Source organism: Pantoea sp. Fr-CA_6 (genome assembly GCF_024520895.1).
Classification (GTDB): Bacteria; Pseudomonadota; Gammaproteobacteria; order Enterobacterales; family Enterobacteriaceae; genus Pantoea; species Pantoea agglomerans.
The window spans coordinates 536,308-548,362 of record NZ_JALNPO010000001.1 but is presented as its reverse complement, the minus strand read 5'-3'; the positions used below and the strand labels follow the sequence as shown (position 1 = coordinate 548,362).

Annotated in this window: 8 protein-coding genes; all 8 read left to right on the top strand. The window is 60.9% G+C overall.

Annotated elements, in window-relative coordinates; all coding sequences use genetic code 11:
- Nucleotides 1-2: 2 nt before the first annotated feature.
- The 8 genes from NR201_RS02625 to tssI are packed head-to-tail and all read left to right on the top strand — an operon-like array spanning nt 3 to nt 12,051.
- On the top strand, nt 3-977 hold the full coding sequence (locus NR201_RS02625; RefSeq protein ID WP_064704479.1) for a hypothetical protein: 975 nt from the start codon (nt 3-5) through the stop codon (nt 975-977).
- 16 nt (nt 978-993) lie between these two features.
- Complete coding sequence (locus tag NR201_RS02620) at nt 994-1,821, top strand: type VI secretion system accessory protein TagJ (RefSeq protein ID WP_201500388.1); 828 nt, start codon at nt 994-996, stop codon at nt 1,819-1,821.
- On the top strand, nt 1,811-2,386 hold the full coding sequence (tssE, locus tag NR201_RS02615; RefSeq protein WP_010246069.1) for a type VI secretion system baseplate subunit TssE: 576 nt from the start codon (nt 1,811-1,813) through the stop codon (nt 2,384-2,386). The genes NR201_RS02620 and tssE overlap by 11 nt, the downstream gene beginning before the upstream one ends.
- 2 nt (nt 2,387-2,388) lie before the next feature.
- Nucleotides 2,389-4,260 (top strand): type VI secretion system baseplate subunit TssF, encoded by a 1,872-nt coding sequence (gene tssF / locus NR201_RS02610; protein ID WP_010669908.1) that lies wholly within the window; start codon nt 2,389-2,391, stop codon nt 4,258-4,260.
- Complete coding sequence (gene tssG / locus NR201_RS02605) at nt 4,257-5,303, top strand: type VI secretion system baseplate subunit TssG (protein WP_033757372.1); 1,047 nt, start codon at nt 4,257-4,259, stop codon at nt 5,301-5,303. Before tssF ends, tssG begins: the two co-directional genes overlap by 4 nt.
- Before the next feature lie 54 nt (nt 5,304-5,357).
- Nucleotides 5,358-7,967, top strand: coding sequence for a type VI secretion system ATPase TssH (tssH, locus tag NR201_RS02600; protein ID WP_256849347.1), 2,610 nt, complete (start codon nt 5,358-5,360; stop codon nt 7,965-7,967).
- Nucleotides 7,968-7,994: 27 nt separating this feature from the next.
- Complete coding sequence (locus tag NR201_RS02595; protein ID WP_256849346.1) at nt 7,995-9,500, top strand: serine/threonine protein kinase; 1,506 nt, start codon at nt 7,995-7,997, stop codon at nt 9,498-9,500.
- A gap of 16 nt (nt 9,501-9,516) precedes the next feature.
- Nucleotides 9,517-12,051 carry a type VI secretion system tip protein TssI/VgrG gene (gene tssI, locus NR201_RS02590; protein WP_256849345.1) on the top strand — a complete coding sequence of 845 codons (2,535 nt, stop codon included), beginning with the start codon at nt 9,517-9,519 and terminating at the stop codon, nt 12,049-12,051.
- Nucleotides 12,052-12,055 lie beyond the last annotated feature (4 nt).

Below are 12,055 nucleotides of genomic sequence, written 5' to 3'. Positions count from 1 at the left end.
ACATGAAATATGGATTACTGGGTCTGGCTGCGCTGCTGCTCAGCACGCACGCTTATGCTGAAAACTATCGCATCGTACAGTCCCCGGCACAGAAACTGGATGTCTGGATTGATGACGTAAAAAACAATCAGCTGTCGAGCTGGTGTAACAGCACCATTAACCTGCGCATCGTCACGCTGGGCGAAAAAAACGCCGCGGTGCTGAAAGATTTTCTGCCCCGCGTTGCCGGACTGATGGCGTCGCAGTGTAAACCGCTGCAACAGTTGCACTGGCAACTGACCGATGCGCAGGGGAGTGAAATTGCTACTGGCAGCGCCGCCCGTGCGCAGCAGTGGAAAACCGTGGTGACGCCGCCCGCGACGCAGCCGGTCCAGCCGACGGCTACAGCGGTCCCCGCAGACGCACTACGCAACGCCGCTCAGGCTGACACGTCGCCGTGGCTGCAATTCAGTCTGCTGGATGGCTGCCATTTCCGTACCTGGTGGCAGCACCCGGCACAGGGCAGCGCGCTGTTTGTTCCGGCAAATCAGGGGCTGATCTGTGGTTCGGATGGCTGGCTAAGCGGACACAGCCGCCTGACGCAACAGGGTAACGGCGCTCCTGCGGCAGTCGGCGTGACCTTCCTGCAGGGTTTTCCGGTGATGGGGTTGAGCAATCAGTCGCCCACAGCCGAACTGCACATCACCACGGTCAACAGTGAACGCATGGTGCTGAGCAATGAAAAATCCCCGGATAGCTGGCTGATTCTGCCGTTCAGCAACCGCTTTAACGGCTGGCAGGCAACGCGTCAGGTGGTAGTGCAGATGCCCGTCAGCGAAGCGGCCGATCAGAGTGCGCTGCAGGCGCGTCTGCAGGAAGTCCGTAAAGTCTGGTCGCCGTGGATCAGCGGCGATGCCGCGCTGAGCGTGCAGCTGGTGGAAAAACTGCATCCTGAACTGAAAGATCCCGCCGCTGCGGTCTACCGCACCCTTAACTGACGCAAAAGGAGTTTGCATGGAATCCTTACAACACCGCCTGGCCAGCGCCACCCTCGGCGAGACGCTCGCTGACGTGACCCGCCAGATTCAGGCAAATCCGGCGAATGCTGACCTGCGGGCCGCCTTTGTGCAGCTGCTCTGTCTTTCCGGCAACTGGGCGCGCGCGCAGACGCAGCTGCAATCCTGGCTGGCGTTAAGCCCGCAGGCGCAACCGACAGTTAATCTGCTGCAACAGGCGATCGCCGGTGAATTACAGCGTGACGCGGTGCTGCGTGGCGAGGCCGACCCGGTGCTGCCGGGCAGCGCCTGGCACTGGTGCGACACGCTGCTGGCCGCCTTGCAGGCCGAAACGGCGGGTGATGTCGCGCGCGGCAGCACGCTGCGGGCTGAAGCGCTTGAGCTCGCGGCGGCCAATCCCGGCACCGCGACGCAGCAGGATCAGGCCACCGCATTCAACTGGCTGATGGATGGCGACAGCCGTTTCGGGCCAGTGTGTGAAGTTATCAGTCAGGGCCGTTATTACTGGATCCCGTTTGCCGCCATTCGTGAGATGCAGTTTCAGGCACCCGCCAGCGTCACCGATCTGGTGTGGCGTCACACGCGTGTGCAGCTGGTTGATGGCAGCGAGCAGGTGTGCCAGATCCCGGCGCGCTATCCGTTGCTGGCGGCATCTGACGAACGTTTTCTGCGCGCCAGCGTCACCGAATGGCAGCCACTGGGCGACGATCCGGACCAGTTCATCGGTCAGGGGCAGAAAATGTGGCTCAGCGACAGCGCGGAATTTTCGCTGCTGAGCCTGCAGCAGGTCGCGTTTGACAGCGTTGAGTCCGACGATGAGCCATGATTCAGGCGCGCAAAACGACGGCTATGCCCAGCTGCATGGCGGCTTTCGCGCGCGTAAAAAACGTGATGCGTTAACCGCCCGCGACAAGCTGCAATCCTCGCTACTGGATCGCCTGACCGACAACGCGCCGGATAAACAGCAGGAAGCGGACAACAGCATGCTGATCACTCACAGCACGCTGCGCCGCCACGTACTGCGCGATCTGCAGTGGCTGTTCAACACCATCAACAACGAAGCCCAGCAGGATCTGAGCGGCTTTGATCAGGTGCAGCGCTCTGTCTGGAACTTCGGTGTGGCACCGCTGGCCGGGCAGAACGTCTCCGATATCGAATGGCAGGATATGCAGCGCAAAATGACCAACGCCATTCTGCACTTCGAGCCGCGCATCCTGCCGCAGGGTTTACAGGTGCGCTGCGTCAGCGATCTCGGCTCGCTCAGCCTGCACAACGTGCTGTCGATTGAGATCAAAGGGCGGCTCTGGTGCGTGCCTTATCCGCTGGCGTTTCTGTTCCGCACTCAGGTTGATCTGGAGAGCGGCCATTTCGAACTACAGGATGCAGGGTAATCATGGACAGCAATCTGCTCGACTATTACAACCGTGAACTGGCCTACCTGCGTGAGATGGGGGCCGAGTTCGCTGCGCGCTACCCTAAAGTGGCAGGACGTCTTGGCATGCGCGGCATTGACGTGGCGGACCCCTATGTCGAGCGGCTGATGGAAGGTTTTGCCTTCCTGACGTCGCGCGTGCAGCTGAAGATGGATGCGGAGTTTCCGCGTTTCTCGCAGCGTCTGCTGGAGATGATTGCGCCATCCTATCTCTCGCCAACGCCGTCAATGGCGATCGCTCAGCTGACGCCGGACAGCCGCAAAGGCGACATCACGCAGGGCTTTCGCGTGCCGCGCGGCACCATGATGGAGAGCCAGAACCTGAAAAAAACCGGCGTGACCTGCAGCTACACCACCGCGCACGATGTGGTACTGCATCCGCTGCGCATCAGTGAAGCCAGTCTCGGCGGCGTGCCCGGCGATCTGCCCTCTGGCGAGCTGAAACTCGGCGGTCTGGGCGCGGTCAGTGCGCTGCGTATCCGCATCAGCTGCGAAGGGATCTCCTCGCTCAGTCAGCTCAGCGTGGACGATCTGATGCTGTTTCTCAGCGGCCCGGATATCCAGGCGCTTAAACTGCTGGAGCTGCTGATGCAGCACCGGGTGGGCATCGTGCTGCAGTCGGTTGAGAAGCGGCCACAGCGTCAGGTGCTGACGGATGACGCGTTACAGCAGCAGGGCTTTGCGCCGGAGCAGGCGCTGCTGCCGGACGATCTGCGCAACTTCGACGGCTATCGTCTGTTGCAGGAGTATTTCGCCTTTCCGGCGCGCTTCCAGTTTATCAGCCTGAGCCAGCTGGCCCCGTTTCTGCGCCGCTGCGACAACGCCATGGCGTTCGACATCATCATTCTGCTCGATAAAGCGGACAGCGCGCTGGAAAGCGTGGTCGATCACAGCCATCTGGCGCTGCACTGCACGCCTGTCATCAATCTGTTTCCGAAAACCGCCGAGCGCCTGAAGGTCAGCGACAGCCAGCATGAATATCATCTGGTGGTAGATAACATCCGTCCGCTGGATTATGAGGTGCACTCGGTGCAGCGGCTGTTCGCTACGGTAGAGGGCAAGCGGGAAGAGCAGGTTTTCCGTCCGTTCTGGAGCACCTTCAGCGGTGACCAGGGCGATTACGGTGCCTATTTTTCACTGCGCCGCGAACAGCGTACGCTGTCCGAGCAGGCGCAGCGCTACGGCACGCGCACGGGCTATATCGGTTCAGAAGTCTTTCTGTCGCTGGTGGATGAGCATCACGCGCCGTGGCACGACGAGGTGCGCTATCTCTCCGCTGACGTGATGTGTACCAGCCGCGATCTGCCGCTGATGCTGCAGCAGGATCAGGGCAACTTCGTGATGCCGGACTCCATTCCGGTATCGGAGCTGAAGCTGTGCAAAGGGCCGACGCCTCCGCGTCCGGCGCTGGCCGAGGGACTTTCCGCGTGGCGGCTGATCAGCCATCTGCAGATGAACTACCTCAGCCTGATGGACAGCAGCGACGGAGAAGGCGCGGCGGCGCTGCGCCAGCTGCTGAGCCTCTACGCCAACCTGGCGGAAGCGCCGGTCGCCCGTCAGATTGACGGCATCCGCCACTGTACGCTCAGCGCGGTCAACCGCCGCGTGCCGGAGCCGGGTCCGGTGGTGTTTGCGCGCGGCGTCAGCATCACGCTGGAAGTGGATGAGCAGGCGTTTTCGGGGGCCAGCCCGTGGCTGTTCGGCAGCGTGCTGGAGCGGGTCTGTGGCCGCCTTGTGGCGCTCAACAGTTTCACGGAGTTCACCCTGAACAGCCAGCAGCGCGGAGAAGTGGGCTACTGGCCGCCGCGCATGGGCCGGAAAGCGCTGATATGAGTGGCGAAAAAGTGATTTCGCTGCCCCGGCTCACCCGTCTGCCGGATGATTTCTGGCAGCGGGTGATGGCCGCGCCGTGGCGCTACGATCTGTTCCAGCTGCTGCGGCGGCTGGATGCGCAGGGCGGTCAGCGCTATCCGCTGGGCCGTGCGCCGCTGCCGAAGTTCGAATCGGTGCGTATCGGTCAGACGCCGTCACTGGCGTTTGCGCCCGCCACCGTCGCCAGCGCCACGCCGCGTGACGAGGCGGGACGTCATGAGCTCTCCATCTACAGCTTCGGCCTGTTTGGCCCCAACGGCCCGCTGCCGACCCATCTGACCGAATATGTGCATGAACGTATCGTGCATCATCAGGATCACAGCCTGTCGGCGTTTGCTGACCTGTTTCACCATCGCGCCACGCTGCTTTTTTATCGTGCCTGGGCCGATGCGCAGCCGACCGTGTCGCTGGATCGCCCCGACGACAGTCGCTTCCTGAACTATCTCGCCTGCCTGGCGGGAATCGGTTTACCGGCCCAGCAGCAGGCCAGCTCGCTCAGCCTCCACGCCCGGCTGATGCTGGTGGGTCACCTCAGCCGCCACGGCCACGATGCTGAAGGGCTGGTGCGCATTCTGCGCCACTACTTTGGCGTGCCGGTCAGGCTGACGCAGAACCTGCCGCACTGGCTGACGCTGGACAGCCGCGATCAGGCCCGACTGGGCGCGGGACGCCATATGCCCCGGCTGGGCGCTTCTGCATTTCTCGGCGTGGCGGTGCGCGACGTGCAGCACCGTTTTCGCCTGCACCTGGGACCGCTCAGCGCGGCGCAGTATGCCCGTTTTCTGCCGGATGCCCCCGGCGCGCGTGAAGTACGCGACTGGGTGCGTCACTACCTCGGCATCGAAATGCAGTGGGATCTCAGCCTGATCCTGGCCGCTGACGAGGTACAGGGTGTGACGCTGGGTGGAACTGCCCGACTCGGCTATACCAGCTGGCTGGGGCATGCGCCGCAGCCGCAAGATCGTGAAGATTTTATGTTTGAGGTTGAGGCTGCTTCGCGCTAGCCCAGCCGCTTTCCCTGTTACACAGCCTGCGTCTTTCATTGAAGAGAGCCCCCTATGTCAGAAATCAGCCGTGCCGTGCTATTCGGCAAACTGGATACGCTGTTATTTACCTCGCTGGAAAGCGCCACCGCCTTTTGCAAATTGCGCGGCAATCCCTATGTCGAACTGGTGCACTGGCTGCATCAGCTGATGCAGCAGCAGGATGGCGACTTACAGCAGGTCATCACACATTTTTCACTGGATGAAAAGGCCCTGACTCAGGACATCGTTGCCGCGCTGGATCGCCTGCCACGCGGTGCCAGTGCGGTCTCCGACCTCTCCGAGCATATCGACAGTGCCGTTGAACGGGCGTGGGTTTACGCCTCGCTGAAATATGGCGCGACCCGCATTCGCGGCGGCCATCTGCTGATCGGCATGCTGAAAACCTTCAACCTGGCCAGCGTGCTGAAAGGCATCTCCGGTCAGTTCAGCCGCGTCAACGCCGATGCGCTGCTGGCGGAGTTCGACACGCTGCTCAGTAACAGCAAGGAAGCGCAGCAGGCGCTGAGCGCACCGGCGGATGCTGGCGGCGCACCGCCCGCCGCCAGTGGCAGCACGCTGGCACAATATGCGCAGGACCTGACGGCGCGCGCCCGTGAAGGCCGCATTGATCCGGTAACCGGACGTGACGACGAAATCCGCCAGATGGTCGATATCCTGATGCGTCGCCGCCAGAACAACCCGTTGCTGACCGGCGAAGCGGGCGTCGGCAAAACCGCGGTGGTCGAAGGCCTCGCGCTGCGTATCGCGGCGGGCGATGTGCCTGCGCCGCTGCGCGATGTGCAGCTCTGGCTGCTGGACATCGGCATGCTGCAGGCGGGTGCCGGCATGAAAGGAGAGTTTGAAGCACGACTGCAGGCGCTGATCAATGAGGTGCAGTCCAGCCCGACGCCGATTGTGCTGTTTGTTGATGAGATCCACACCCTGGTCGGGGCAGGCGGTCAGCAGGGCACCGGTGATGCCGCCAACCTGCTGAAACCGGCGCTGGCACGTGGACAGCTGCGCACCATTGGCGCGACCACCTGGGCCGAATACAAAAAGTACATCGAGAAAGATCCAGCGCTGACCCGTCGCTTCCAGACCGTGCAGGTGCAGGAGCCGGATGAAGCCAAAGCGATTCTGATGCTGCGCAGCACCGTCAGCGCGCTGGAGAAACATCATCGGGTGCTGTTGCTGGATGATGCGGTCAGTGCGGCGGTGAAACTGTCGCATCGCTACATTCCGGCGCGCCAGCTGCCTGACAAAGCGGTGGCGCTGCTGGATACCGCCTGCGCCCGCGTAGCGGTCAGCCAGGGTGCGCAGCCCGCGGCGCTTGAAGATTGTCTTCACCGTCTGGCGGCGCTGGAGATTGAAGCGGAGATCATCGAACGTGAAATCCGGGTGGGCCTGGGCGACGCCACCCGCCAGCAGGCGATTGCAGCGCAGCGCACTGCGCTGGAAGCCGAGCGGGAAGCGCTGCAACAGCGCTGGCTGCAGGAGCGCGAACTGGTCGAGACGCTGATTGCGTTGCGCGCCCGCTGTGTGACAGAAGAGGATGCGGCGCTGCGTGAACAGCGTGATGCGACGCAGCAGCAGCTTACTGCGCTGCAGGGCGACACGCCGCTGCTGTTTGCCGCCGTCGATGCGGGCGTGGTGGCTGCCGTGGTGTCGGACTGGACCGGTATTCCGCTGGGCCGGATGGTGAAGAATGAGATCGACGCGGTGCTGAATCTGGCCGACACCCTGAACCAGCGGGTCATCGGCCAGCGTCACGGTCTGGATCTGATCGCCAGACGGGTACGCACCTCGCGCGCGCGCCTTGATAATCCCAACAAGCCGGTCGGCGTGTTTATGCTGTGCGGGCCTTCCGGTGTCGGCAAAACCGAAACCGCGCTGGCGCTGGCCGAGTCGCTGTACGGCGGCGAGCAGAACATCATCACCATCAACATGAGTGAGTTTCAGGAGGCGCACACCGTCTCGACGCTGAAAGGGGCACCGCCGGGCTACGTCGGCTACGGCGAGGGCGGCGTGCTGACCGAAGCCGTTCGCCGTCGCCCCTACAGTGTGGTGCTGCTGGATGAGATTGAGAAAGCCCATCCGGATGTGCATGAGCTCTTCTTCCAGGTGTTTGATAAAGGCTGGATGGAGGATGGCGAAGGCCGGCACATCGATTTCCGCAACACCATCATCATTCTGACCTCCAATGTCGGCACGCAGTTAATCAGCGCGATGTGTGCCGATCCTGAACTGATGCCCGATCCCGATGCCCTGAGCACCGCGCTGCGTAAACCGCTGCTGGAGGTGTTCCCGCCTGCGCTGCTGGGCCGTCTGCTGGTGGTGCCGTATTACCCGCTCAGCGACGCGATGCTGGCGGAGATTGTGCGGCTGCAGCTGGCGCGCATTGTGCGTCGTCTGGCCGATAACCACGGCATTGAAGCGCAGATCGACGAGTCGGTGGTGAGCCAGATCGTTCAGCGCTGCACCGAGGTAGAGTCGGGCGGTCGCATGGTGGATGCCATCCTCACCAACACGCTGTTGCCACAGATGAGCCAGATCCTGCTGAGCGCCCACGCCCGTGATGAACGCTATCGCCGCGTCGATGTGCGTTGTGAGCAGGGTGAATTTGTCTGCCAGTTCGCGGTTTAAAGCCTGGCTATCAGAGAGTAATCGAATATGTCGGAACATGATCAACCCCTGAATGTCCCCAACGCCTTGCCGCTGGGTTACCGCTTCAATGAGTTTGAAATCAAAGAGGTCATCGGCGGTGGCGGATTTGGCATCGTCTATCGCGCCTGGGATCACCAGCTTGAGCGTGATATCGCGATCAAAGAATTTATGCCCGCCTCACTGGCAGTGCGCAGCGATGACCTGAATCTGGTGCTGCGCAGCGAACGGTTCAGCAAAACCTTTCACGCCGGACTGAACAGCTTTATTCAGGAGGCGCGTCTGCTGGCGCGCTTTAATCATCCGAACCTGCTGCATGTGCTGCGTTTCTGGGTGCAGAACGACACCGCCTACATGGGCACGGTGTTCTACAGCGGCACCACGCTTTCCAGCTTCCGCGAACGTAATCCTCAGTCGGTGAATGAGGCCTGGATCCGTCGCCTGCTGCCGCCGCTGCTGGGGGCGATCAAGACCATCCATGAAGCGGGCTATCTGCACCGCGATATTTCCCTGGATAACATCCAGATCCAGAGCAGCGGCGAGCCAATCCTGCTGGACTTCGGGTCGGCGCGTAAAACTATCGGCAATCTGTCGGATGAGAGCGAGACGATGCTGCGTCCCGGCTATGCGCCGATTGAGCAGTACAGCGACAACGATGAGAGTGAGCAGGGCGCGTGGACCGATATTTACGCGCTGGGCGCGGTGCTGCATACCCTGATCACCGGTGCGCCACCGCCGGTCAGCGTGGTGCGCAGCATCGAAGATAACTATCAGCCGCTGGTGCAGCGTCGTCTGGCAGGCTACTCGTCTGCGCTGCTGAGCGCCGTCGATCGCGCGCTGGCGCTGAAACCGGAAGATCGTCCGCAGAGCATTGATGATTTTGCTGTACTGATGGCGCTGCCGGAACGCGAACCGGAACCGCTGCTTAGCGCAAAAATGAGCGGACCAGGCACCATGCTGGTGCCGATTGAAGAAGAAGAGGAGGTGATCAAACCCGCCTCTAAACTGAAAACGTTGCTGGGACACCGCTTTGCACTGCCGGGCCTGGTTGCCGCTGGCGTGCTGGTCGGCCTGGGCGCCGGTCTGCTGATGTCACGCGGTAACGAACAGACACCGCCGGCTGAGACCACGCAGAACGACGCGCCAGCCGTCACCGTCGCGCCGGTTAACCAGCCGGTTGCCGCGCCACCGACCCAGGCTGAGGCCTCACCGGATACGGTTGCCAGCACTCCGGCTCAGACTTCTGAGCCGGTGCAGACCGCCGCACGTGAACCCGATCCACAACCGGCACCACCGCCCGCGCCGGTCGCCCAGGTCTATATCCGTCTGCAGCAGGGTGAACGCGTTCAGGTGAACGGTCAGCCGCAGGCGCTGGTGCCGGCGGTGAATGGCTTCGCCACGCTGCAACTGGCACCGGGCAACTACACCTTTGCCATCAGCGGCCAGAGTGGCACCCGCGAACAAACGCTGAACATCAGTGAAGAAGGTGTCTGGTTGCTCGATCCACACAGTTAATAGTCAGGGATTACTTATGTTCTCACGCATTACTGCACAGCTGCCGGCGGACGGCCTGCTGTTCCATACGCTTAAGGGCACCGAGACGCTGTCCCGTCCGTTTGTGCTCACCGCTGAACTGCTGGCCACCGACGCGCGCATCGACCGCCACGCCCTGCTGGGGAAGCCGGTGACGTTTACGCTGCCGACCGACGGGCTGATGAACGCGCTGAGCCCGCGCTACCTTAACGGCAAAATCACCCGGGTGGCGGTGCGCAGCCAGGAGCTGAGCGGCACCCGCTACGCTGTCTATGAGCTGACGGTCGAGCCGGACCTGTGGCCGATGAAGCGCGACCGCAACCTGCGCATCTTCCAGAGCCAGACGGTGCCGCAGATTGTGCAGACGCTGCTGAAGGAGTACGGGGTCAATGTGGAGACTCGCCTGGCGGGCAGCTACCGGGTGTGGGAGTACTGCGTGCAGTATCAGGAGAGCAGCCTGGACTTTATCAGCCGCCTGATGGAGCTGGAGGGGATTTACTACTTCTTCCGCCACGAGGCGGACAGACACACGCTGGTGCTGTGCGACGCGCCGGATCAGCATCAGGCGTTTCCGGGCTATGAGACCATTGCCTATCACGTCACCCCGTCGGGCGGCGTGGTCACTGAAGAGGGCATCAGCCAGTGGTCGCTGGCGGAGAGCGTGACGCCGGGCATCTACAGCACCGACGACTACGACTTCCGCAAGCCGAACGCCTGGATGCTGCAGGCGCGGCAGAATCCGGCGTCGCCGGTGCCGGGCACGGTGGACGTTTACGACTGGCCGGGCCATTTTGTCGACCACAGCCACGGCGAGTCCTACGCGCGCATCCGTCAGGAGGTGTGGCAGGCCGAGCACCACAGCGTCAGCGGGTCGGGCACGGCCACCGGCATCGCGCCGGGCTTTACCTTCGCCATCATCAACGCGCCACACTTCAGCGACAACGGAGAGTATCTGGTGACCTCGGCGACCTATGACTTCGCCGAGAACGCCTACGCCAGCGGCGACACCGGCGACAGCCGTCACAACATCCACTTCACGGTGCTGCCGTCGTCGGTGACTTACCGCACGCCGCCGGAAACGGCGTGGCCGAAAACGCACGGTCCGCAGACGGCGAAGGTGGTGGGACCCAAAGGCGAGTCGATCTGGACCGACCGCTACGGCCGGGTAAAGGTGAAGTTTCACTGGGACCGGCTGGCGAAGGGCGATGACACCAGCTCCTGCTGGGTTCGCGTCTCCAGCGCCTGGGCCGGCCAGGGATTTGGCGGGGTGCAGATCCCGCGAGTGAACGACGAAGTGGTGGTGGACTTCATCAACGGCGATCCGGATCGTCCGCTGATCATCGGCCGGGTTTATAACGAGGCGAGCATGCCGCCGTGGGCGCTGCCGGCAGCGGCGACGCAGATGGGCTTTTTAAGCCGGTCGAAGGATGGCACGGCGGACACCGCGAATGCGTTAAGGTTTGAGGATAAGTCGGGTGAGGAACATCTGTGGATTCAGGCGCAGAAGAACATGGATACCCATGTTAAAAATGACGCCAGCCATTCAGTCGCCAACAATCACAGCCATTACGCGGGCGGCAATGAGCTCTACCGTGTCGAAACCAACCGTGTCCACGGTGTAAAAGGGGGCGAAGAGCGGCTGACCGGTAAGAGCAAACTCGATGCGGTGGTCGATACCTATGTAGTGGGTTCGGGAACTAAACTTCGCCTTGAGTGCGGAGAGAGTGCTATCGAACTGAATGCAAATGGCCAGATTAATATTGTGGGCAAGGGCTTCAATATTTTTGTGCAGGGTGATGGTCATATCACCACCTCTGGCGGCAAACTGAACCTGAACACGGATGGCGCGAAGCCGGGCACAAGCGCACCGGGCTCCAGTCATAAACAGAATATCAGCCAGGCCGTAGAGAATCTGTTCCCGCCAAAACAGAAAGGACAGGCGGCTCCGAAGGCGGCTTCTATTAAACCCAGTGCAGTGGCAACACCAAAAAATGGTGACAATTTTTCCACCATTTCTCCAATAATATTAAGACATGAAGGTGGCTATGCAAACCGTGCATCTGACAAGGGCGGCCCAACAAACCATGGTATTGCATGGGATACATGGAAAAAATATTCAAAAGAGGATTTAGGTGTTGAGCCGACATTAGAAAATTTAAAAAAAATCACGCCAGAGCAGGCTGAGGTTATTTATAAAAAAAGATACTGGGACCCAAGTGGTTTTAATGATATTAAGGATCCTAAATTAGCTTTGATGTCCTATGACTGGAGCATTACATCTGGTGGGGCCGGAAAGCAGATTCAAAAACTGTTAAATAGCCAATATGGACAAAATTTGAAGGTTGATGGTGTGATTGGGCCTGATACAATTTCTGCTATGAATAGTATTGAAGATTCAGGTAAACTAACCAATAGCATTGCTGAAATCAGAAAGCAATATTATACTAACCTGACTATATCTGATCCTAAAAATTTACCTAATCTTAACGGCTGGATTAATAGGGTTAATGATTGTCTGGATTTTAAAGGTTAATCAA